At 60.8% G+C, this 23,831-nt stretch carries 19 protein-coding genes and 1 other annotated feature; of the genes, 10 read left to right on the forward strand and 9 right to left on the reverse strand.

Going from position 1 to position 23,831, the window contains the following annotated elements; genetic code table 11:
• Nucleotides 1-13: 13 nt before the first annotated feature.
• The 5 genes from thrC to KOL70_RS20775 form a co-directional block, all read right to left on the reverse strand.
• Complete coding sequence (gene thrC / locus KOL70_RS20755; RefSeq protein WP_021508656.1) at nt 14-1,297, reverse strand: threonine synthase; 1,284 nt, start codon at nt 1,295-1,297, stop codon at nt 14-16.
• A 3-nt stretch (nt 1,298-1,300) separates the two neighbouring features.
• Entirely contained in the window at nt 1,301-2,230 is a 930-nt protein-coding gene (thrB, locus tag KOL70_RS20760; RefSeq protein ID WP_031279903.1) for a homoserine kinase, read from the reverse strand.
• A gap of 2 nt (nt 2,231-2,232) precedes the next feature.
• The gene (gene thrA / locus KOL70_RS20765; protein WP_058781607.1) at nt 2,233-4,695 is read right to left on the reverse strand and encodes a bifunctional aspartate kinase/homoserine dehydrogenase I; all 2,463 of its coding nucleotides are present in this window, start codon (nt 4,693-4,695) and stop codon (nt 2,233-2,235) included.
• A 26-nt stretch (nt 4,696-4,721) separates the two neighbouring features.
• Nucleotides 4,722-4,845 (reverse strand) — a sequence feature (Thr leader region).
• Nucleotides 4,781-4,852 (reverse strand): thr operon leader peptide, encoded by a 72-nt coding sequence (gene thrL / locus KOL70_RS20770; protein WP_128601299.1) that lies wholly within the window; start codon nt 4,850-4,852, stop codon nt 4,781-4,783. It overlaps the preceding feature by 65 nt.
• Before the next feature lie 171 nt (nt 4,853-5,023).
• Nucleotides 5,024-5,743, reverse strand: a complete 720-nt coding sequence (locus KOL70_RS20775) for a tRNA/rRNA methyltransferase (protein ID WP_215481508.1) — start codon at nt 5,741-5,743, stop codon at nt 5,024-5,026.
• Nucleotides 5,744-6,352: 609 nt separating this feature from the next.
• On the opposite strand from KOL70_RS20775, the gene arcA reads away from it, so the two are divergent.
• Nucleotides 6,353-7,069, forward strand: a complete 717-nt coding sequence (gene arcA / locus KOL70_RS20780) for a two-component system response regulator ArcA (RefSeq protein ID WP_021508652.1) — start codon at nt 6,353-6,355, stop codon at nt 7,067-7,069.
• Between the two features lie 50 nt (nt 7,070-7,119).
• Here the strand turns inward: arcA and creA are convergent, their stop codons facing one another.
• Nucleotides 7,120-7,593, reverse strand: a complete 474-nt coding sequence (creA, locus tag KOL70_RS20785; RefSeq protein ID WP_022548913.1) for a protein CreA — start codon at nt 7,591-7,593, stop codon at nt 7,120-7,122.
• Nucleotides 7,594-7,786: 193 nt separating this feature from the next.
• Here creA and robA point away from each other — a divergent pair, with 193 nt between their 5' ends.
• Nucleotides 7,787-8,662, forward strand: a complete 876-nt coding sequence (gene robA, locus KOL70_RS20790; protein WP_215481509.1) for an MDR efflux pump AcrAB transcriptional activator RobA — start codon at nt 7,787-7,789, stop codon at nt 8,660-8,662.
• A 356-nt stretch (nt 8,663-9,018) separates the two neighbouring features.
• On the opposite strand, the gene gpmB is transcribed toward robA, so the two are convergent.
• On the reverse strand, nt 9,019-9,666 hold the full coding sequence (gene gpmB, locus KOL70_RS20795) for a 2,3-diphosphoglycerate-dependent phosphoglycerate mutase GpmB (protein ID WP_058781605.1): 648 nt from the start codon (nt 9,664-9,666) through the stop codon (nt 9,019-9,021).
• Between the two features lie 51 nt (nt 9,667-9,717).
• Here gpmB and yjjX point away from each other — a divergent pair, with 51 nt between their 5' ends.
• Nucleotides 9,718-10,236 carry an inosine/xanthosine triphosphatase gene (yjjX, locus tag KOL70_RS20800; protein ID WP_021508686.1) on the forward strand — a complete coding sequence of 173 codons (519 nt, stop codon included), beginning with the start codon at nt 9,718-9,720 and terminating at the stop codon, nt 10,234-10,236.
• On the opposite strand, the gene trpR is transcribed toward yjjX, so the two are convergent.
• Nucleotides 10,237-10,545 carry a trp operon repressor gene (trpR, locus tag KOL70_RS20805; protein ID WP_021508685.1) on the reverse strand — a complete coding sequence of 103 codons (309 nt, stop codon included), beginning with the start codon at nt 10,543-10,545 and terminating at the stop codon, nt 10,237-10,239.
• Between the two features lie 43 nt (nt 10,546-10,588).
• Complete coding sequence (gene sltY, locus KOL70_RS20810; protein WP_058757134.1) at nt 10,589-12,508, reverse strand: murein transglycosylase; 1,920 nt, start codon at nt 12,506-12,508, stop codon at nt 10,589-10,591.
• Between the two features lie 256 nt (nt 12,509-12,764).
• Here sltY and atzF point away from each other — a divergent pair, with 256 nt between their 5' ends.
• The 7 genes from atzF to urtD all read left to right on the forward strand — a co-directional run bounded on the left by atzF (nt 12,765) and on the right by urtD (nt 23,830).
• On the forward strand, nt 12,765-14,561 hold the full coding sequence (gene atzF, locus KOL70_RS20815) for an allophanate hydrolase (RefSeq protein ID WP_211726654.1): 1,797 nt from the start codon (nt 12,765-12,767) through the stop codon (nt 14,559-14,561).
• Between the two features lie 2 nt (nt 14,562-14,563).
• Nucleotides 14,564-18,181 carry an urea carboxylase gene (gene uca, locus KOL70_RS20820; RefSeq protein ID WP_215481510.1) on the forward strand — a complete coding sequence of 1,206 codons (3,618 nt, stop codon included), beginning with the start codon at nt 14,564-14,566 and terminating at the stop codon, nt 18,179-18,181.
• Between the two features lie 9 nt (nt 18,182-18,190).
• Complete coding sequence (locus tag KOL70_RS20825) at nt 18,191-18,892, forward strand: GntR family transcriptional regulator (RefSeq protein ID WP_021506818.1); 702 nt, start codon at nt 18,191-18,193, stop codon at nt 18,890-18,892.
• 30 nt (nt 18,893-18,922) lie between these two features.
• A complete protein-coding gene (gene urtA / locus KOL70_RS20830; RefSeq protein ID WP_031279577.1) occupies nt 18,923-20,191 on the forward strand; it encodes an urea ABC transporter substrate-binding protein in 1,269 nt (422 codons plus the stop codon).
• Between the two features lie 213 nt (nt 20,192-20,404).
• Entirely contained in the window at nt 20,405-21,970 is a 1,566-nt protein-coding gene (gene urtB / locus KOL70_RS20835) for an urea ABC transporter permease subunit UrtB (protein WP_058771512.1), read from the forward strand.
• Nucleotides 21,970-23,046 (forward strand): urea ABC transporter permease subunit UrtC, encoded by a 1,077-nt coding sequence (urtC, locus tag KOL70_RS20840; RefSeq protein WP_058781599.1) that lies wholly within the window; start codon nt 21,970-21,972, stop codon nt 23,044-23,046. Before urtB ends, urtC begins: the two co-directional genes overlap by 1 nt.
• Nucleotides 23,039-23,830, forward strand: coding sequence for an urea ABC transporter ATP-binding protein UrtD (gene urtD / locus KOL70_RS20845; protein ID WP_058771510.1), 792 nt, complete (start codon nt 23,039-23,041; stop codon nt 23,828-23,830). The genes urtC and urtD overlap by 8 nt, the downstream gene beginning before the upstream one ends.
• Nucleotide 23,831 lies beyond the last annotated feature (1 nt).

The raw sequence follows: 23,831 nt of genomic DNA on the forward strand, positions 1-23,831 counted from the left end.
GCCCGTAAGATATTTACTTCAGCAAAAACGCCCGCAGCGCGGCGAAATCCGCCTTCATGGCATGCGACAGCAGCGGCAAATCGGCGCGCGCGGCCAGCGCTTCCGGCAGCGGCAGCGGCTGGCCGAGAATCTCTTCCACGCTCTCCTTAAACTTCGCCGGATGCGCGGTGCCGAGGAACAGGCCAAACTCCCCTTCCTGCAGCTGATCGCGCAGCAGACGATAGGCAATCGCCGCGTGCGGTTCTGACAGGTAACCCAGCTCTGCCAGCTCGCGCATGGTGGCTTTGGTGGTCTCATCCGACACCGCGCCGTAGGCCAGATCGGTCAGGCGCCAGGTTTTGCGGCGGAACAGCTCTTCCACACGCGGCCAGTTGTTAGGCTGGCTGACATCCATCGCGTTCGACAGCGTTGCCACGGTCGCGTTCGGCTGCCACTGACCGTCGGCAAGGAAGCGCGGCACGGTATCGTTGGCGTTGGTCGCGGCGATAAAGCGCTTGATCGGCAGACCGAGCGATTTCGCCAGCAGACCGGCCGTGAGATCGCCAAAGTTACCGCTTGGCACCGACACCACCAGCTGATTACGTTTCTCCTGCGGCAGTTGCGCGACCGCCTCGAAGTAATAGCAAATCTGTGCCAGCAGACGGCTGATATTGATGGAGTTAGCCGAGTTCAGGCCGATGGCTTTCTTCAACTCTTCGTCATCGAACGCCTGCTTAACCAGCGCCTGGCAGGCATCGAAGTCGCCGTCGATCGCGATGGTTTCAATGTTGCCGCCCAGCGTACAGAACAGCTTCTCCTGCAGCGGACTGATTTTGCCCTGCGGATACAGGATGACCACGCGCACGTTTTCCATGCCGTAGAACGCGTGCGCTACCGCTGCGCCGGTATCGCCGGAGGTCGCGGTCAGAATGGTGATCTGCTCATCCGCGCCAGACACGTACGACAGCATCTGCGCCATAAAGCGCCCGCCGAAATCTTTAAACGCCAGCGTCGGACCGTGGAACAGTTCGAGGCAGGCCACATCGTCGCTCACCTGGCTCACCGGTGCCGGGAAAGCAAAGGCGTTCTTCACGCGCTCGGCCAGCTGGTGCGCGGCAATTTCATCGCCGATGTAAGCAGAGAGAATCTTGCTGCTGCGGCTGACGAAATCCATCTCCAGCATCGCATCAATGTCGGTCAGCTCGAATTCCGGCAGTTCCAGCGGGAAAAACAGCCCCTGCTGCGAGCCGAGGCCCTGTTTCACGGCCTGCGCGAAGCTAACCTGCTCGTTATGATCCTTAAGGTTGTAGAGTTTCATGCGTTATCCCAGTTTACGTGCGCCAGCCGTATCAAGACGGCAGATATGGACGAAGCCTTCCTCATTCTGCAGATAGTGCTGGCTCAGCCAGTCCGCCATCCGCTGTGCCGTTGCCATCTCGTTGCAAACGGCGAAAAGTGTCGGGCCAGAGCCCGAAATACCGCAGGCCAGCGCGCCAATGTCGCTGGCCGCCTGCCGCGCCTCAGCAAAGCCCGGCAGCAGTTTGGTGCGATACGGCTCGGCGATCACATCCTGCATCAGTTTAGCCGCCAGCAGCGGCTGACGGGTGTGGCAGGCGTGAATAAAGCCGGCCAGCAGACGACCATGTTTGATGGCATCCTGCTTGCGATACTGCGCCGGCAGGATGGCGCGTGCTTCCGCCGTGGAGACTTTGATGCCCGGATAAGCCATTACCCATAGCCAGTCATCAAAGCACGGCACCTCCTGGCTGATGATCCCGTTCTCTTCAATCATCAGCTGTACGCCGCCGAGGAAGCACGGCGCGACGTTGTCATAGTGCACGCTGCCGGAGATGCGCCCTTCCAGCTCGCCCATCAGCGCCAGCAGCTCGGTGTCGTTAAGCGGCTGGCCGCAGAACTCATTCATCGCCATCAGGCCGGCCACCACCGAGCAGGCGCTGGAACCGAGGCCTGAACCAATCGGCATGTTTTTCTCCAGCGTCATCGCCACCGGAACGTCTTTACCAATCGCCTGGCAGAAACGCTGCCAGCACTGGTAAACGATGTTGTCCTGCGGATCGGCGGGCAGTTTGCTGACAAAGCGCCCTTTATTCTGCAGGCTGAACTGGTCTGCCGCTTCGACCGACACGCAGTCGCCCAGCAGCGAGCCATCCACCGGCGAAACCGCCGCGCCCAGCACATCAAAGCCGACGCTGACGTTACCTATCGAGGCCGGTGCATAAATTTTTACCATCATTAAACTCCCAACTTCCACGTCAGCGTGCGCAGCAAATCGGCAAACACACCCGCCGCGGTGACATCATTCCCCGCGCCATATCCGCGCAGAACCAGCGGGATCGGCTGATAATAGCGGCTGTAAAACGCCAGTGCGTTTTCGCCGTTCTTCACTTTGTACAGCGGATCGTTGCCGTCCACCGCATCGATTTTAACTTTGCAGGCGCCGCCCTCTTCAATCGCGCCGACGAAGCGTAACACTTTACCCTCATCACGCGCTTTGGCAACGCGCGCGGCAAAGGCGTTGTCCAGCTCCGGCAGCCGCGCCATAAACTGATCGACATCGGCGATCTCCGTCAGGCTGGCGGGCAGCAGCGGTTCGATATCGATGTCGCTCAGCTCCAGCTGATGACCCGCCTCACGCGCCAGAATCAGCAGCTTACGCGCCACGTCAGTACCGGACAGGTCGTCACGCGGATCCGGCTCGGTAAAGCCCAGCTCGCGCGCCATGCGGGTAGCTTCGGACAGCGTCACGCCCTCATCCAGCTTGCCAAAGATAAACGACAGCGAGCCCGACAGGATGCCGGAGAATTTGATCAGCTCATCGCCGGCGTTCAGCAGGTTCTGCAGGTTTTCAATCACCGGCAGACCGGCACCGACGTTGGTGTCGTAAAGGAACTTACGGCGCGATTTCGCCGCCGCCGCACGCATCTGCTGGTAGTAATTCCACGACGAGGTATTGGCCTTTTTATTCGGCGTGACCACGTGGAAACCTTCGGCGAGGAAGTCTGCGTACTGATCGGCCACCGCCTGGCTGGAGGTACAGTCGACGATCACCGGGTTGAGCAGATGGTACTCTTTCACCAGACGAATCAGCCGGCCGAGGTTAAACGGCTCTTTGGCTTCCGCCAGCGCCGCCTTCCAGTTGCTGAGGTCGATGCCGTGCACGTTGGTCAGCAGCGCATGCGAATTGGCGATGCCGCACACGCGCAGATCGATATGCTTGCCCTTCAGCCACGCCTGCTGACGGTGCAGCTGCTCAAGCAGCGCGCCGCCGACGCCGCCGACGCCCACCACAAACACTTCGATCACCTGATCGGTGGCGAACAGCATCTGATGCACCACGCGCACGCCGGTGGTGACGTCATCATTGCTGACCACGACCGAAATGGAGCGCTCAGAGGAGCCCTGGGCAATCGCCACGATATTGATGTTGGCGCGTGCCAGCGCCGAGAAGAATTTAGCGGAGATGCCGCGCAGCGTGCGCATGCCGTCGCCCACCACCGAAATCACCGCCAGCTGCTCCAGCACGTCGAGCGGATCGAGCAGGCCATCTTTCAGTTCGAGGTAGAATTCCTCTTCCAGTACGCGACGCGCGCGCGCCTGCTCGCTCTGCGGCACGCAGAAGCTGATGCTGTATTCGGAAGAGGATTGGGTAATCAGCACCACAGAAATGCCGGTGCGCGACATCGCGGCAAACACGCGCGCCGCCATGCCCACCATCCCTTTCATGCCCGGACCGGAGACGTTAAACATCGCCATGTTATTCAGATTGGTGATGCCTTTTACCGGATTTTCATCCACTTCGCCTTCGCCGCCAATCAGAGTGCCCGGCGCCTGAGGATTGGCGGTATTTTTGATTAAGCACGGAATCTGGAACTGAGCAATCGGCGCGATGGTGCGCGGGTGCAGCACTTTGGCGCCAAAGTAGGAGAGCTCCATCGCCTCCTGATAGGACATCGACTTCAGCAGACGCGCATCCGGTACCTGACGCGGATCGCAGGTGTAAACGCCATCGACATCGGTCCAGATTTCACAGCAGTCCGCGCGCAGACACGCCGCCAGCACGGCCGCCGAGTAGTCGGAGCCGTTACGCCCCAGCACCACCAGCTCGCCCTTCTCATTGCCGGCGGTGAAGCCCGCCATCAGGATCATGTGATCGGTCGGGATCTGGCTGGCCGCGATACGCCGGGTGGATTCGGCGATATCCACAGTCGATTCAAGATAGTGGCCCACCGCCAGCAGTTTCTCGACCGGATCGATCACCGTCACTTTGTGGCCGCGCGCCTGCAGCAGCGCTTCCATGATGGCAATCGACAGCTTCTCACCGCGACAGATAATGGCGGCGTTCACGGCATCCGGGCACTGCCCCAGCAGGCTGATGCCGTGCAGCACCTGTTTCAGCTGGGCAAACTCCAGCTCAACGCGGGTTTTCAGGCCATCGTAATCGAAACCTGGCTGAGCGTCGGCCAGCCCCTGCAGCAGTTCGGCAAAAATGCGTTCGGCATCGCTGATATTCGGCAGCGCATCCTGGCCGCTGATGGTTTTCTCAATCATCGCTACCAGATGATTGGTGATTTTCGCTGGCGCAGAGAGCACGGTGGCAACCTGTCCCTGTTGCGCATTGCTTTCCAGAATATCTGCCACGCGGAGAAAACGTTCCGCATTGGCTACCGAGGTTCCGCCGAATTTCAGCACTCGCATGATTGAAGCTCTCCTGAATTTTTGCCGAAAAAAAAGCCCGCACTGTTGAGGTGCGGGCTTCTTTCTTTTGTTTTTCCTGTATGCGTCAGCCCGCACCGTTACCTGTGGTAATGGTGGTGGTAATAATAATGGTGGTGTTCAGGCTGTGGTTACGCATTGAGATTTTTTCTGTCTGTCTTTGTCTTGTCCGTCTGCCTTCCAGAAGTAAAGCAAAGCGCACGTTAAGTCAACGAATTTGTCTTTGCACCCGAATGGTGCTACTGCGCAGTGCTGCGCCGCAGACGCCGAAACGGATTGCGATCGTTCAGGCAGCGTTACAGACGCCCGATCACTCACTGTCCGGAGCCGGTTTTCCCGAGCAATTATCTATAAGTTTTTTTTCTACGTCGTGCAGCAAACGGTGCAGCATGGCGCTGTCGCGCCGCTCCAGCAGACCGATGCGCTGATCGATCCAGTCCGCCAGCTTGGCATCATTGCTGACGTCCAGCGTCACCAGCAGCTGATGAAAGCGCTGGCGCAGCGCCTGCAGCTGCTGCGCGTTAGCCGCCTCAACCGGCGCGGCCGCTACCTGGTGCAGCGCCGACAGCTGATAGCAGTACACCATCACCGCCTGGCCGAGATTCAGTGAAGGATAGTCCTGCGCCATCGGAATGCCGGTCAGCAGATCGACCTGTTCCAGCTCCTCATTAGTCAGCCCGCTGTCTTCACGGCCAAACACCAGCGCGATGCGATTCAGCCACTGACGTTTCTCCTGCAGGATGGTTTCGACCTGCGCCGGCGTGGCGTAATAGCGAAACTTCGCCCGGCTGCGGGCGGTCGTGGCCACGGAAAAATCGACATCCGCCAGCGCAGCGCTCAGCGTGTCATAGGTTTTCACGTGGTCAAGAATCTCACCGGCGCCGTGGGCCACACGCCGCGCGGCCGGATCCTGCCAGGCGTCACTGGCGACAATACGCAACTCGCTAAATCCCATGGTTTTCATGGCGCGGGCGGCCGCGCCGATATTCTCCGGGCGAGCGGGTGAGACAAGGATCAGGGGGAAATGCATGATTTTTCCATCGAACGGTTAATAACCCGACCTATGTTGGCATGCAGGCGACAAAATACCAACCGCACGGGCCTGAGAAAATAAGATGTTAAGGATGTTAAAACAGGGCAAAAATGCCGGGCAGGCGTAATTATGCGTAATAAGCAAAATTTATGCGCTAAACCCATATTAAAACATTATTTTTCATACAATTGAAAAGTTATTGCCTGCAGGTTTTACTTTTGCGCTGATGCAGCTGAAATGTAGCGAAAATGCTGCTTTTTGTGAGCTAAGCTGGCATTCCAGTAGAAGTTTTTCATAAAAGTGTTAACGTGCTACACTTGCATTTGATATAAGTCAACGAAGCGTTGTTTTTATGCTTATCGGTTGTTGTTGGTGCTGTTAGGTTGCTGTTAATACGGTTAGGATAAGCGCCAGTCCGATACCCACGGGGCACGCAAATATTCATCCTGACTGGCTGAGCTAACACTGAAGTTGACGTAGATGGATGGTGTATTCCGAAGATCATTTCGTACACCGGTTGCGAACGGCCCACTGTTCAGTGGAACAGTTATGGCAACCGCCGTACGCCCTGTTTTCGATTTGTTGGCAAATTTTAGGTAGCGAAACATGCAGACCCCGCACATTCTTATCGTTGAAGACGAACTGGTCACGCGTAACACCCTCAAAAGTATTTTTGAGGCCGAAGGTTACGTGGTCTATGAAGCCACCGACGGCGCCGAGATGCATCAGGTTTTGACCGATAACGACGTCAATCTGGTGATTATGGATATCAACCTGCCGGGCAAAAACGGTTTACTGCTGGCGCGTGAATTGCGCGAACAGGCTAACGTCGCCCTGATGTTCCTCACTGGCCGTGATAACGAAGTGGATAAAATCCTCGGTCTGGAGATCGGTGCCGACGACTACATCACCAAGCCATTTAATCCACGTGAGCTGACGATCCGTGCGCGCAACCTGCTGTCGCGTACCATGAATCTGGCGATGCCGAGCGAAGAGCGCCGTCAGGTTGAGAGCTATCGCTTCAACGGCTGGGAACTGGATATTAACAGCCGCTCGCTGATCAGCCCGAACGGCGATCAGTACAAGCTGCCGCGCAGTGAGTTCCGCGCCATGCTGCACTTCTGTGAAAACCCAGGCAAAATCCAGACGCGTGCTGACCTGCTGAAGAAGATGACCGGTCGCGAGCTGAAGCCGCATGACCGCACGGTGGATGTCACCATTCGCCGCATCCGCAAACACTTTGAGTCGACGCCGGATACGCCGGAAATCATCGCCACTATCCACGGCGAAGGCTACCGCTTCTGCGGCGAGCTGCAGGATTAAGCGTCCGTCGCGAAACAAAAAAACGCCCGTCAGGGCGTTTTTTTATCGGCTCAGTGCCACGGCATAATCGGCACCGCGCTCAGCGCATTTTTCGGTGAGCCATCGACCACTTTATCCGAATAGCTCAGGTACACCAGCGCATGACGTTTCTGGTCAAAGAAGCGCACCACCTGCAGCTTTTTAAACACCAGCGAAGTGCGTTTGCGGAACACCACTTCACCCTGCGCCTTGCCCTGCGCGATTTTATCGCTAAGCTCTATCGGTCCCACCTGCTGACAGGAGATGGCCGCGTCGGAAGTATCTTCCGCCAGACCCAGTCCGCCCTTAATACCGCCGGTTTTTGCCCGGCTGATATAACAAGTTACATTTTTAACGTCGGGGTCGTCGAAGGCTTCCACCACGATCTTATGATCGGGGCCAAACATCTTGAATACGGTGTCAACGGAGCCGATCTCCTCGGCCAGCACGCTCTGACTCAACATAAATGTTGCCAGCGTGACTATAAGATTGCGAGCTATTGTCATTGAGTTACCATTGCAAACGGAATAGATGTGAATGTAATGTACTGTTAATCGAACCGAGAACCAAACCTAACGGGTTTCAACCCGCATTGATGTAGCACAGTTAACTGGCAAACCACCCCCGCGCCGTTGTGCAATTCGTGCTACTATTCGGTGACTTCATCGTTGCGCCACCAGAGAGTTATGAGGATGTTTTATGGACCAAGCCGGTATCATTCGCGATTTGCTTGTCTGGCTGGAAAGCCATTTGGATCAACCCCTTTCGCTCGATAACGTTGCGCTAAAAGCGGGCTATTCCAAGTGGCACCTGCAGCGAATGTTCAAGGAAGTTACTGGCCACGCCATCGGCGCGTATATCCGCGCCCGCCGGCTGTCCAAGGCCGCCGTCGCGCTGCGTCTCACCAGCCGACCGATCCTCGACATTGCGCTGCAGTATCGCTTCGATTCGCAGCAAACCTTTACCCGCGCGTTTAAAAAGCAGTTCAATCAGACACCTGCGTGGTATCGCCGCTCGTCGGAGTGGAATTCGTACGGCATTCACCCGCCGATTCGCCTCGATGATTACCCGATGCCGCAAGCGCAGTTCGTCACGCTGCCGGAAACGGTGCTGGTGGGGCAAACGCAAAGCTATACCTGTACGCTGGAGCAGATCTCCAGCTACCGAGACGAAATGCGCATCCACTTCTGGAAGCAGTTCCTGCTGGAGACCGATACCGTGCCGCCGGTGCTGTATGGCCTGCATCAGGTACGCGCCAGCCATGAGAAGGATGATGAGCAGGAGATTCTGTACACCACGGCGGTGCCGGCCGACCAGCAGGCGCTGAGCATGCAGTCAAACCAGAGCGTGATTCTGGAAGCCGGGGATTATGTGCAGTTCAGCTATCAGGGACCGCGCACTGCGCTGCAGGAGTTTATTCTGCTGCTGTACGGCACCTGTATGCCGACCCTCGGCCTGGTGCGCCGTCAGGGCCAGGATATTGAGCGTTTCTATACGCACGGTGGCAAGAAGCGCAGCGAGCCGCCTATGGAGATTCGCTGCGAATATCTGATTCCGATTCGTCCGCAGCAGTAACGGGCGTTGTCGATGGTCGCCATGAATGGCGACCCTACAGAAGCATCACCGTTTGTCGCCGATGCCTACTGACCGTGCTCCCGTAGGGTGCGCATTCATGCGCACCGATATGCGATCATTTATACGCACCGATTCAACCGCAGCAACAACCCCCACCGTTTGTCGCCGATGCGCATTGCCCGTGCACCCCGTAGGGTGCGCATTCATGCGCACCGATTCAACCGCAGCAACAACCCCTACCGTTTGTCGCCGATGCGCATTGCCCATGCCCTCGTAGGGTGCGCATTCATGCGCACCGATACGCGAACATTGATACGCACCGATACGCGGTCATTCTGCGCCATGCGCTACCGCGCTTAACGCTGCAGCTCATCCAGCGCCGGGGCATCCAGATGCGACACATCGCCTGCCGTCTCCACCACCCAGCCGGCGGCGAGCCAGGCGCTTTGCTGATGATCGACGCGCGAAATCGAGCAGTTACGCAGACGCAAACGGCGCTCCGCATGGGCCGGCAGCCCGAGAATAGTACTCACCAGCACGCCCAGCGCCATGCCGTGGCTCACCAGCAGCGGGCGGCTACCCGCCGGCAGATCGAGACAGGCATTGAGCGCGGCATGCATGCGCGTCGCCATCTCCTCCATCGACTCGCCGCCCGGAATCCGGCCGCCTTCGGTGCCATCCACCAGCGCTTTACGCCAGCTCTCCTCTTCCGCCGTCAGGCCGTCGAGCGGACGCTGCTCCAGACAGCCCATATTGAGCTCGCGCAGGCGGGCATCGAGCGTCACCTTACAACCGCAGGCATCAGCGATAATCTCCGCGGTGCGCCGGGTACGTCCTAAATCGCTGGCAATCACGTGAGTAATGCCCAGCGATTTCACGCGCTCGCCCACCTGATGCGCCTGCTGCTCACCTTTATCCGTCAGCGGACTGTCGGACTGCCCCTGAATGCGTCGGGCCGCATTCCAAACCGTTTCACCGTGACGAACAAGATAGACCTGTAACATGCTTAATTTCCGTTATACTGCGACAAATTTGTCTTGAGGGTTCAGGTAATTATGTACCATGTTGTCGCAGCCACCATCAATCCGGCAAAAATCCGCGCAATTGCTCAGGCGTTCAACGACGTTTTCGGCGAAGGATCCTGCCATATTGAAGGGGTCGAGGTCGAGAGCGGCGTCGCCGCGCAGCCCTTAAGCGATGCCGAAACGCGAACTGGCGCACGCCAGCGCGTGGCGAACGCGCGCCATGTGCGGCCACAGGCGGATTACTGGGTGGCGATTGAAGCCGGCATCGAAGGCGACTGCGCCTTTGCCTGGATGGTGGTGGAGAATGCGCAGCAGCGCGGCGAATCCCGCTCTGCCAGCTTTACGCTGCCACCGGTGGTGATGGCCGGTCTGGCTGCCGGGCATGAGCTCGGTGACGAAATGGCGCGCTTAACCGGCGTGGAGAATATCAAACACAAGGGCGGTGCGATTGGCGCCTTCACCCACGGCCTGCTGAGCCGCTCCAGCGTCTATCATCAGGCCCTGATTCTGGCGCTCTGTCCGTTCACTCACCCGCTGTATCAGCAGTGATCAGCTGCGCCCGAGGCGCGCTTCCAGCCAGCGTTTCAGCTCGGGCGGCGCCTCTTTCAGGCTATTGGATCCACGGGTGATGGTGGCAATCCCGACGCCCAATTCGTTTTTCAGCTCGCGCTGACTGATATCACCGTTGATCAACGCTTCGATAATGCGCAGGCGCGTGCCCAAGGCTTCGCGCTCGTCCGGCGTCATCATCAGCTGCAGCAGTGGCAGCGCTACGTCATCGGAAAACGCGTTGTGCATCAGGTCGATGAAACGCAGCCAGTTGTCTTCAACCGGCTGTGGGGAAAGGGGTTGGCTCATGAAGGCTTCCGTACTCATTAACGAGTACGGAAGCATAACACAGTCAGTAACGGCGATTCCACTCGCCGTCGGCGAGAATCTTATCCGGCTTACCCATGAAGTAGCGGTAATAGGCATCGTAGGCCAGCACGTTTTTCACGTAGCCACGGGTTTCCGAGAAGGGAATGGTTTCGATAAACGCCACCGCATCCAGTTTGCCGCCGCTGGTATTCAGCCAGCTGCGCACCCGCCCCGGGCCGGCATTATAGGCGGCAGAAGAGAAGATGCGGTTCTGACCAAACTGCTGATAGACATACTCCAGATACTGCGTACCAATCTGAATATTGGTCTGCGGATCGAGCAGCTGGCTGCTGTTAACGTAACCCGGAATGTTATACATCTTCACGGTATGGCTGGCGGTGCCCGGCATCACCTGCATCAGGCCACTGGCGCCAACTGGTGAGCGCGCTTTCGGGTTCCACGCGCTCTCCTGGCGGGAAATCGCCATGGCGTAGCTTGGCGTGATGCCTTTATCACTGGTGTATTGCTGATACAGATTGCGCCACGCCAGCGGGAAACGCTCTTTCAGGCTGTCCCACATTTTCGCGGTGATGGTGGCCTGCACGCTAAGATCCCACCAGTCCTGCTCGTTGGCGTAGCGCGCCAGCATCTGCTGCTGGGTACGGGTTTTGCTGCTGATCAGGTTGGCCCACTCGCTGCGCGCCAGGTTATCCAGCCCCCAGTACATCAGCTCGCGCACGCGCGCCATTTCCGGCCCCTGCACCACGCTATTGTCCGCCGCCGGTGCCTGATCCACCTGCAGCGGATACTCGACGCCCAGCCGCTGTGCCGCCACCATCGGATAGAAGCCGCGCTGCTGCATCAGCTTACGCAGAATCTCTTCCGCTTCCTCTTTGCGCCCCTGCGCCATCAGTAAATCGGCCTGCCAGTACTGCCACTCATCTTTCTCTTTGGCTTCCACCGGCAGCCGGGCAATCCAGGTGTTCAGACCGCGACGGTCGTTTTCACTCAGCGCCAGCCGCACGCGCCGCTCAATCAGCGCGGTGGATTCGCTGTTCATCACCACCGCATCGCGCCAGCGCGCCTGCTCCGAGGTGAGATCGGCACCCATCATGCGCCACACCACCGTCTCTTTCAGATCCTGCTCTTCCGCCGGGCTCATCTTCTGCGCCTGAACCAGCTGCGGGATCATCATGCGCGCATTGTCCATATCCTGACGCGCCACGCGGGCAAAGGCGTAGCTGGTGGCCATGCGGGTAAAATCGGTCGGGCCGAGGGTGCTGGCAAAGGTGGTGACGGTCTGGGGATTTTGCTGCAGCGCAATCAGCGCGCTGGCGGTGGTTTGATAATCCGCCGGCAGCATTTTCGCCAGGTAATTAACCAGGCTGTCGTTGCCGGCTTTCATCGCCAGGCGGATGCGTTCGAGGATGGTGATCGGCGACAGCTGCCCTGACGCCTGCCACACCGAGAACAGCTTGTCGCAGTCGTTCGGTAACGCGGTCCCGCGCAGCCAGATGGCTTTGGCCCCGTCAAACGCCGCCTGCTGCTGACCAGTCGCCCATTTGGCGTAGTACCAGTTACAGCGCGCCTGCACCGGCTTCGGCTCATCCGGGCTGAAGCTGAGCACGCCCGGCCAGTCCTGGCGGTGCGCCAGCACGTTAACAAAGCGCGTCTGCAGCGAGCGCGCCGGCGGCAGCGTCGGATATTGCTGAATAAAGTTTTTCACCGCCAGCCCGGTCTCCTGATCGAGATCCTGCGCCAGCAGGCGGTACTGCAGGTACGGATAGAGCGGATAATCCTGCAGCGTTGGCATCAGCTGCTCAACCTGGTCCATCTGTTTGTTGTCCCAGGCCTGTTTGATTTGCGCATAGCGCTGTCGTTGCTGATCCAGCGAATCGGCCCACACGCTGCCGGCCGTGCTGACCAGACAGATCCCTATCATCCAGTTACGCCACTTCTCCACTCCGCTCTCCTCATTGCTGCGCTCCAGCTTATGCCGGACTCCCTTCATGCTAACCAGGCCAACCGGCTCTTGCCACGTTCTTCACAAAATTTACCCAGGCGCACCGTGATTGTTCAGCGCCTGCGCCGCAATTGTGCAAATAATCATCAGAGAAACTTATTACCCATCAAATAGCTACGTTTTTTCATTCAGTTACAACTCTGGCACGTGCTTTGCTCTGTTGAATTCCATCTTGTATACCAGCTGGAATTCACTCATGGCATCGACCTTCGGTTTTACGCTTCAGGATTGGCAACGTTGCGCACAGCAGGATGCACAGCAGATCCCTGCACTGCTGGCCGCACATCTCGACGCACTCGATAACCAGGATAATGCCTGGCTGTACCTCGCTTCGCCGGCCCAGTTGCTGGCGCAGGTTGAACCGCTGCTGGCGGCGTATCAGCGCAATCCGGCCGCGCTGCCGCTGTTTGGCGTGCCGTTTGCCGTCAAAGACAACATCGACGTGGCAGGCTGGCCGACCACTGCCGCCTGCCCGGCGCTGACGTATCAGGCCGCAGCCGATGCCTTCGTGGTGGCCAGGCTGAAAGCGGCAGGCGCTATCGTCATCGGTAAAACCAACCTCGACCAGTACGCGACCGGTCTGGTTGGCACCCGCTCGCCGTATGGCGCGGTGAGCAACACCTTTAATCCGGCCTACGTCAGCGGCGGCTCCAGCTCCGGCTCCGCGTCCGTGCTGGCGCGCGGCCTGGTCGGCTTCTCGCTCGGCACCGATACCGCCGGCTCCGGCCGCGTGCCGGCAGGTTTTAACAATATCGTCGGGCTGAAGCCGACCAAAGGCTGGTTCTCGGCCAGCGGTGTGGTACCGGCCTGCCGCCTCAATGACACCATCTCGGTGTTTGCCCTGACGGTTGCCGATGCCTTTAGCGTCGCCAGCATCGCGGGCGGCTACGACGCCGGTGACGCCTACGCGCGCCAGTCGCCACGCAGCGCACCGGCCAGTTTCCAGCCGCAACCCTCGCTGGCGATCCCTGCCGCACCGCAGTTTTACGGCGATCAGCAGGCGGAAGCGGCGTGGCTCAGCGCGCTGGAGCAGCTCACGGCGAGCGGTGCGACGCTGCACCCTATCGACTTCGCCCCTTTCCATCAGCTGGCAGAGCAGCTCTATTACGGCCCGTGGGTGGCCGAGCGCACCGTGGCGGTCGGCGAGATGCTCGACCGCCCGGAAGAGATGGATCCGGTGGTGTACGGCATCGTCAGCAGCGGCCGCCAGTACAGCGCCGTCGAGGCGTATCAGGCCGAATACCTGCGTGCCGAACTGACGCGCCAGATCCAGCAGACACTGGCCCGGTTCGATGCACTGGTGGTGCCGACCTCGCCCACCATCCATACGCTGGAAGAGATGCAGCAGGAGCCGGTGCACTACAACTCGCAGTTCGGCACCTATACCAACTTCACGAACCTGGCCGACCTCAGCGCGCTGGCGCTGCCTGGCCCGTTCCGCGCCGATGGGCTGCCTGCAGGCATCACACTGATCGCCCCGGCGTGGCACGACCGCGCGCTGGCGACGTTTGGCCTGCGCTGGCAGCAGCAGCTGGCGCTGCCGCTCGGGGCCACCGGCAAAGCGCTGCCGCCGCAGCCCGCCGCGCTGCCGCCGTCACCTGACCACGTGCGCGTGGCGGTGGTCGGTGCCCATCTCACCGGCATGCCGCTGAATTTCCAGCTCACCACGCGTCAGGCGGTGTGGGTCGAAGAGACGCAAACCGCCAGCCACTATCGCCTGTTCGCCCTGCTTGATGGCCCGATCAAAAAGCCCGGCCTGCTACGCGGCGACAGCGGTGCCGCCATCACCGTCGAACTGTGGGACATCCCGCTGGCGCGCTTTGGCGAATTCGTCGCGGAAATCCCGGCGCCGCTCGGCATCGGTTCGCTGACGCTGGCGGATGGACGCATCGTGAAAGGCTTTATCTGCGAACCGGCAGCGCTGACCCAGGCGCTGGAAATCACTGAATTCGGCGGCTGGCGCAACTGGCTGACGTCACAGGGGAATCACTAATCATGTTCAGCACCGTTCTGATTGCTAACCGTGGCGAAATCGCCTGCCGCGCCATCCGCACCCTGAAGCGCCTCGGCGTTACCAGCGTGGCGGTCTATTCGGATGCCGACCGCAACGCGCGTCACGTTACCGAAGCCGATGTGGCCATCGCCCTCGGCGGTGACAAAGCCAGCGACAGCTATCTGCGCATCGACAAAATTCTGGCCGCCGCGCAGCAAGCCGGCGCGCAGGCCATCTGGCCCGGCTACGGTTTTCTCTCCGAGAGCCTGCCGTTCGCCGCCGCCTGTGAAGAGGCCGGCATCGCGTTTGTCGGCCCGACCGCGCAGCAGATCGGCGAATTTGGTCTCAAGCATCGCGCCCGTGAGCTGGCGGCCAGCGCCGGCGTGCCGATGACGCCGGGCACGCCGCTGCTCAGCTCGCTGCAGGACGCACTCAGCGCGGCGGAAGATATCGGCTATCCGGTGATGCTGAAAAGCACCGCCGGCGGCGGCGGCATCGGTCTGACCCGCTGCGCCGACGCCACGGCCCTGGAGAACGCGTGGGAGAGCGTGCGCCGTCTGGGCGAGCAGTTTTTCAGCGATGCCGGCGTGTTTCTTGAACGCTGCATCGACCGCGCGCGCCACGTGGAAGTACAGATTTTTGGCGACGGCAAGGGCAAGGTGATTGCGCTGGGCGAACGCGACTGCTCGCTGCAGCGCCGCAATCAGAAAGTTGTGGAGGAGACGCCGGCCCCTAATCTGCCGCAGGCCACGCGTGAAGCGCTGCTGGCTTCAGCGGTGCGGCTTGGCGAGCTGGTTAATTACCGCAGCGCCGGCACCGTGGAGTACATCTATGACGCCGCGCAGGACGCGTTTTATTTCCTTGAAGTGAACACCCGCCTGCAGGTGGAGCATCCGGTGACCGAGTGCGTCACCGGCCTTGACCTGGTGGAGTGCATGCTGCAGGTGGCGGCGGACGATGCCATCGACTGGGATCGTCTGCAGCAGGCACCGCACGGCGCATCGATTGAGGTGCGGCTGTACGCCGAAGATCCGCTGAAAAACTTCCAGCCGAGCCCGGGCGTGTTAACCCACGTCAGCTTCCCGCCGGGGGTGCGCGTCGACGGCTGGATCGAGACCGGCAGCGAAGTGACGGCGTTTTACGATCCGATGGTAGCCAAACTGATCGTGCATGGCGAAACGCGCGACGCCGCGCTGGCGAAGCTGCAGCAGGCGCTTAACGCCACCCAACTGCACGGCATCGCCACCAATCTCGATTATCTGCGTCAGATCGTGGCGACCGACGCCTTCCGCAGCGGTAACGTCTGGACGCGCTTCCTTGACGGCTTTACGCCGGCGGCCAGCGTCATCGAAGTGCTGCAGCCCGGCACCTTCAGCAGCATTCAGGACTTTCCCGGCCGCCTGGGCTACTGGGACATCGGCGTGCCGCCGTCCGGCCCGATGGATGACTTCGCCTTCCGCCTGGCCAACCGTATCGTCGGCAACCACGCCAGCGCCGCCGGGCTGGAGTTCACCCTGCAGGGCCCGACGCTGCGCTTCCACAGCGATGCGCTGATCGCGCTGACCGGTGCCGACTGTCCGGCCGATCTCGACGGCAGCGCGGTCAACTACTGGCAGCCGGTGGCGGTGAAAGCCGGACAAACCCTGACGCTGGGCCGCGCGCAGAGCGGCTGCCGCACCTATTTAGCGGTGCGTAATGGTTTCGACGTGCCGGAGTATCTCGGCAGCCGCGCCACCTTCTCGCTGGGCCAGTTTGGCGGCCACGCCGGACGCACGCTGCGCGTCGCCGACATGCTGCCGATCTCCCAGCCAGCGCTCGCCGCCTGCACCACGCCAGCCCCGGTCAGCGAACCTGAAGCGCTGGATCGCGCGCTGGTGCCGCACTACGGCAGCGAATGGCGCATTGGCGTGCTGTACGGCCCGCACGGCGCACCGGATTTCTTCACCCAGGCCGCCATCGATGAGTTCTTTGCCAGCGACTGGCAGGTGCATTACAACTCCAACCGGCTGGGCGTCCGTCTGGTCGGGCCTAAACCCAGCTGGACGCGCGCCAATGGCGGTGAAGCCGGGCTGCATCCGTCTAACGTACACGACTGCGAATACGCCATCGGCGCGGTGAACTTTACCGGTGACTTCCCGGTGATCCTGACGCACGACGGCCCAAGCCTTGGTGGCTTCGTCTGCCCGGTCACCATCGCCAAAGCCGAGCTGTGGAAAGTCGGCCAGGTCAAACCGGGCGATCGCATCCGCTTCCACCCGATCAGCGCCGACGAAGCGGTCGCGCTGGAGAAAGCTCAGGCGCACAGCGTAACCACGCTGCGCAGCCAGCACGCACCGGCCTTCGCGGTGCCGTCGCTGGCGGCGAGCGACATCGGTTCTGCCACCCTGTTAGCGGCGCTGCCGGCGACCGCCACCACGCCTGCGGCGGTCTACCGCCAGGCGGGCGACAAATATGTGCTGATTGAGTACGGCGATAACGTGCTGGATCTGGCGCTGCGCCTGCGCGTACACCTGCTGATGCAGGCGCTGCGCCAGCGTGCAGAGCCCGGCATTGAAGAGCTGTCGCCCGGCGTGCGCTCGCTGCAGGTGCGCTATGACAGCCTGGTGATCGGTCAGCAGCAGTTGATGACGCTGCTGCTGGAGCTGGAAGCCGGGCTGGGCGACGTCAGCGCGCTGAAAGTGCCGTCGCGCATCGTCTGGCTGCCGATGGCGTTTGAAGACAGCGCCACGCTCGGCGCGGTGGAGCGTTACCAGGAGACGGTTCGCGCCAGCGCGCCGTGGTTGCCGAACAACGTTGACTTCATTCAGCGCATCAATGGGCTGGCGAGCCGCGAAGCGGTGCGCGACACCCTGTTTGCCGCCAGCTATCTGATTCTCGGTCTCGGCGATGTCTATCTCGGCGCGCCGTGCGCGGTGCCGATCGATCCACGCCATCGCCTGCTGAGTTCCAAATACAGCCCGGCGCGCACCTTTACCGCCGAAGGCACGGTGGGCATTGGCGGCATGTACATGTGCATCTACGGCATGGATTCACCGGGCGGCTATCAGCTGGTGGGGCGCACGCTGCCTATCTGGAATAAGTTCCTGCAAAACGATCAGTTTGCCGCCGGCGAACCCTGGCTGCTGCGCTTCTTCGATCAGGTGCGTTTCTATCCGGTGAGCGAAGCGGAACTGACGCAGCTGCGCGACGATTTCCGCGCCGGTCGTGCCCGCATCCGCATCGAACACAGCGAGTTTGATTTCGCGGCCCATCAGCAATTCCTCACCGACAACGCGCCGGAAATCAGTGCTTTCCGTGAACGTCAGGCCGCGGCGTTTGAGCAGGAAGTCACGCTGTGGGCGCAGGAAGAGCAGGAAGCGCCGCTCACCAGTGAAGAGACGCTGGTGGTCACCGACGCAGAGGACGATGCGCTGGCGGTGTGTGCAGACATGAACGGCAACATCTGGAAAGTGCTGGTTGCGCCGGGCGATACGGTGCAGGCCGGCCAGACGCTAATCATCGTGGAAGCGATGAAGATGGAGCTGGCGATTGTCGCGCCGCAGGCCGGCACGGTGAAACGCATTGTCTGCCAGGCGGGCCGTCCGGTAAGTCCGGGCGACACCCTGCTGTGGCTGGCTTAAGGAGCAGGTATGAACAGTAGCGCGCCCCGCAGCAAAGGCCGTCCCGAAGCGCTGGCCGAAAAGGTTTATCAGGCGCTGAAGCAGGACATTTTTGAATTCCGTCTGATGCCGGGCGACCGCTTCAGCGAAAACGAAATCGCCGAGCGGCTGGCGGTGAGCCGCACGCCGGTCCGTCAGGCACTGTTCTGGCTGGAGCGCGAAGGCTACGTCGAGGTGTGGTTTCGCAGCGGCTGGCAGGTGCGGCCGTTCGATTTCGCCTACTTCGAGGAGCTGTACGACTTCCGCACCGTGCTGGAACGCGAAGCGGTGCGCCGCCTGTGCGCGCTGCCGCCGCTGGCCTGCGCGGAAACCCTGACCGCGCTGAAAACCTTCTGGATCGACGATGCCCGGCTGGAAGATGGCAAAGCGGTATCAGCGCACGACGAAGCGTTTCACATGGCGCTGGTGGCGGCGGCGGGCAATCAGGAGATGGCGCGCATCCACGCCGAGCTGACAGAAAAAATCCGCATCATTCGCCGTCTCGACTTCACGCGGGATGACCGGGTCGATGCCACGTACCGCGAGCACGCTCAGATCTTACGGGCGATTTTTCAGCAACACACCGAGGAGGCACAGCGCATTTTAACCGACCACATTGCCGTCAGTAAGGCCGAGGTCAGGAAGATTACGTTGCATATGTTACAGCAGGCTCGGCTTCAACCCATTGAATAACAACAGATAACACAGTTAGGGGTTTAAATGATGAAACGACGTTCGTTGCTTAAAGCTTTCGCGCTCTCCGCTACCGTTGCCAGCATGGGCTTCGCCTTTACCGCACAGGCGGCAGACACCATCAAAGTCGGCATTATGCATTCGCTGTCCGGCACCATGGCGATTTCCGAAACGCCGCTGAAAGATGTGGCGCTGATGACCATCGATGAGATCAACGCCAAAGGCGGTGTGCTGGGCAAGAAGCTGGAACCGGTGGTGGTCGATCCGGCCTCTAACTGGCCGCTGTTCGCCGAAAAAGCGCGCCAGCTGCTGACTCAGGACAAAGTGGCGGTGGTGTTTGGCTGCTGGACGTCGGTCTCGCGCAAATCGGTGCTGCCGGTGTTTGAAGAGCTCAACGGCCTGCTGTTCTATCCGGTGCAGTACGAAGGCGAAGAGATGTCGCCGAACGTGTTCTACACCGGCGCCGCGCCGAACCAGCAGGCGATCCCGGCGGTGCAATATCTGATGAGCGAAGATGGCGGCAGCGCCAAACGCTTCTTCCTGCTTGGCACCGACTACGTCTATCCGCGCACCACTAACAAGATTCTGCGTGCCTTCCTGCATAGCAAAGGCGTACAGGATAAGGATATCGAAGAGGTGTACACGCCGTTTGGTTACAGCGATTACCAGACCATCGTGTCCAATATCAAAAAATTCTCCGCCGGCGGCAAAACCGCGGTGATCTCCACCATCAACGGTGATTCCAACGTACCGTTCTACAAAGAGCTGGCGAACCAGGGCATTAAAGCAACCGACATTCCGGTGATCGCTTTCTCGGTGGGGGAAGAAGAGCTGCGCGGTATCGACACCAAACCACTGGTCGGTCAGCTGGCGGCGTGGAACTACTTTGAGTCGGTGGATAACCCGACTAACGCGAAGTTCGTGGCCGACTACCGTGCTTACGCCAAAGCGCACAACCTGCCGAACGCCAGCACCGTGGTGACCAACGATCCGATGGAAGCCACCTACGTCGGCCTGCATATGTGGGCGCAGGCGGTCGAGAAAGCCGGCACCACCGATGTGGACAAAGTGCGCGCCGCAATGGCCGGACAGACGTTCAAAGCACCGGACGGCTTCACGCTGACCATGGACAAAACCAACCACCATCTGCACAAGCCGGTGATGATTGGTGAAGTGGAGGAGAACGGCCAGTTCAACGTGGTGTGGCAGACCGAACAGCCGGTACGCGCCCAGCCGTGGAGCCCGTACATCGCCGGGAATGATAAGAAGCCGGACTATCCGGTGAAGTCGGCGCAGTAAGGGGAGGCTGATGGTCCCTCGCCCGCTGGCCCTCACCCCGGCCCTCTCCCAGGGGGAGAGGGAGGCGCTGCTGCATGTGAGTGAGGCGCTCTTCATTCGCTCGATCGGTTCCCTCTCCCGCTTGCGGGAGAGGGTTAGGGTGAGGGCCAGACAACACCCTAACCCCGGTGAGGACCACACCGCACCCAACGTAACCATAACAGGATGATCACCATGACACTCCGCCGTATTCTCAGCTGCCTGCTGTTACTGCTGCCGTGGCTGGCGCAGGCCGGTGATGGCGCTGACTTCGCCGCCGCCAGCCGCACGCAGCAGGCGACATTGCTGCAGCAGTGGGCTGCGGCGCCGCAAGCCAGCCGCTTGCCGCTGCTGCAGGCGCTGCGCAATGAAAGCGTGGTTATCGACCAGAACAAACAGCCGTTCAGCAAACAGGCTGACCAGCTTCTGCCGCTCGACAGCGCCCGGCAGCCGGACGGCGAAACCAAAAAACTCTTCATGAACAACCGGCTGCGCGTGCTGATTGCCAGCGCCCTCGCCGCCCACCAGCTGGTGAGTGACGATGCGGCGATTCGCCTGCGCGCAGCGCAACAGTTACAAAACGATGCCGCACCTGACCAGCTGCCGCTGATTGAACAGCGCCTCGCCGCCGAACAGGACAGCAAGGTGCACGCGGTGCTGGCGATGGCCGCCGCGAATCTGCAGCTCGCCAGCCCGGACGCCGCGCTGCGCCTGAAAGCGGTCACGCTGCTCGGAGAATCGGGCGATCCGGCGATGCAGGCCAGCCTGACGCGTTTAACCCAGGCCAGCAACGAACCCGATGCGCAGGTGCGCGCCGCTGCGGCCGCCAGCCTGCAGCACATCAGGCAGCGTCTGATGTGGGGCGACTGGCTCGGGCAGGCGTTTACCGGCCTGTCGCTCGGCTCCATTCTGCTGCTGGCCGCGCTCGGCCTGGCGATCACCTACGGCCTGCTGGGCGTAATCAACATGGCGCACGGCGAGATGCTGATGCTCGGCGCCTACGCCACCTGGCTGGTGCAGAATCTGTTCCAGCAGTTTGCGCCGCAGTGGCTGGCGTGGTACCCGCTGCTGGCGCTGCCGGTGGCCTTCGCCGTTACCGCCGTGATGGGCATGCTGCTGGAACGCACCATCATCCGCCACTTATACGGTCGTCCGCTGGAGACGCTGCTCGCCACCTGGGGCATCAGCCTGATGCTGATCCAGCTGGTGCGCATGCTGTTTGGCGCGCAGAACCTCGAAGTGGCCAACCCGGGCTGGCTGTCCGGCGGCTGGCAGCTGCTGCCGAATCTGGTGCTGCCGTATAACCGCATCGCGGTAATCCTGTTTGTCATCGCGGTGCTGGCGCTCACCTGGCTGCTGCTGAATAAAACCCGGCTGGGGCTGAATGTGCGCGCGGTCACGCAGAACCGCGCCATGGCGGACTGCTGCGGCGTGCCGACCGGGCGCATCGATATGCTGGCGTTTGGCCTCGGTTCCGGCATTGCCGGACTCGGCGGCGTCGCGCTGTCGCAGCTGGGCAACGTCGGACCGGAACTGGGTCAGGGCTACATCATCGACTCATTCCTCGTGGTGGTGCTCGGTGGTGTCGGTCAGCTGGCCGGCACCGTGGTGGCGGCTTTTGGTCTCGGCATCCTTAACAAAGTGCTGGAGCCGCAGATTGGCGCGGTGCTCGGCAAAATCCTGATCCTCGTGCTGATTGTGCTGTTCATCCAGAAACGTCCACAGGGCCTGTTTGCCGTTAAAGGGAGGGTGATTGACTGATGAGCCAGCCACTGACCTTACGCGCGGTGCGCAAAGCGCCGCGCCTCAGCCTGATTCTCGGCGTCATCGTGACCGCGCTGCTGCTGGTGCTGCCGTTCTGCGCCCTGCTGCCCGCCAGCCATCCGCTGGCGATCTCCACCTATACGCTGACGCTGGTGGGCAAAATCCTCTGCTATGCGATTGTCGCGGTGGCGCTGGATCTGGTGTGGGGCTACGCCGGGCTACTGTCGCTCGGCCACGGGCTGTTTTTTGCCCTCGGCGGCTATGCCATGGGCATGTACCTGATGCGCCAGGCTGCAGGCAGCGGTTTGCCGGCGTTTATGTCGTTTCTGTCGTGGAATGAGCTGCCGTGGTTCTGGGCCGGCAGCCAGCACTTTCTCTGGGCGCTGTGCCTGATTGTGCTGGTGCCAGGCCTGCTGGCACTGCTGTTTGGCTTCTTCGCCTTCCGCTCCAGAATCAAAGGTGTCTATTTTTCCATCATGACGCAGGCGCTGACGTACGCCGGCATGCTGCTGTTTTTCCGCAACGAAACCGGCTTCGGCGGCAACAACGGCTTCACCGGTTTCACCACCCTGCTCGGCTTCAGCGTCACCGCCACCGGCACGCGTATCGCACTGTTTATCGCGACCGTGCTATTGCTGCTGTTCAGCCTGGCGCTGGGCTTTGCCCTGGCGCGCAGTAAGTTTGGCCGTGTGCTGACGGCGGTGCGCGATGCGGAAAACCGTCTGATGTTCGTCGGTTACGATCCAAAAGGCTTCAAGCTGTTCGTCTGGACGCTCTCCGCCGTGCTGTGCGGGCTGGCCGGTGCGCTGTACGTGCCGCAGGTCGGCATCATCAACCCGAGCGAAATGTCGCCGACCAACTCGATTGAAGCGGCGATTTGGGTGGCACTCGGTGGACGCGGCACGCTGATTGGTCCGCTGCTGGGTGCGGCCATCGTCAACGGTGCCAAAAGCTGGTTCACCGTCGCCTTCCCGGAATACTGGCTGTTTTTCCTGGGCCTGATGTTCATCCTGGTCACGCTGTTCCTGCCGCGTGGTGTGATTGGCCTGCTGCGCCGGAGGCGCCATGACTGAGCAACTGTTTACCCAACCGCACCCGGCGGATCGCCATCGTCAGCAAACCGATCCGGTGCTGCTGCTGGAGAACATCAACGTCTCGTTTGACGGCTTCCGCGCGCTGACCGATCTGTCATTGCAGATTGGCGTCGGCGAGTTGCGCTGCGTGATCGGCCCGAACGGCGCGGGAAAAACCACGCTGATGGACGTGATCACCGGCAAAACCCGGCCGGACAGCGGCCAGGTAATCTACGACCAGGATACCGATCTGCGCCAGCTGTCGCCGGTCGAAATCGCCCGTGCCGGCATTGGCCGCAAGTTTCAGAAACCCACGGTGTTTGAAGCGCTGACGGTGTTTGAAAACCTCGAGATCGCGCTGAAAAACGATAAATCGGTGTGGGCCAGCCTGCGCGCCCGGCTTAGCGGTGAGCAGCGCGATCGCATCGACGAGGTACTGAAACTGCTGCGGCTCGGCGGCGAACGCCAGCGGCAGGCGGGTCTGCTGTCGCACGGGCAGAAGCAGTTTCTCGAAATCGGCATGCTGCTGGTGCAGGAGCCGCACCTGCTGCTGCTGGACGAACCGGCAGCCGGCATGACCGATGCCGAAACCGACTACACCGCCGAGCTGTTCCGCAGCCTGGCGGGCAAGCACTCGCTGATGGTGGTGGAACACGACATGGGCTTTGTGGAAACCATTGCCGACCACGTGACGGTGCTGCATCAGGGCCAGGTGCTGGCTGAGGGATCGCTGCGCGAGGTACAGGCGGACGATCGGGTTATCGACGTATATCTGGGGCGCTGAG

Source organism: Pantoea sp. B270, assembly GCF_018726825.1.
GTDB lineage: Bacteria > Pseudomonadota > Gammaproteobacteria > Enterobacterales > Enterobacteriaceae > Pantoea > Pantoea dispersa.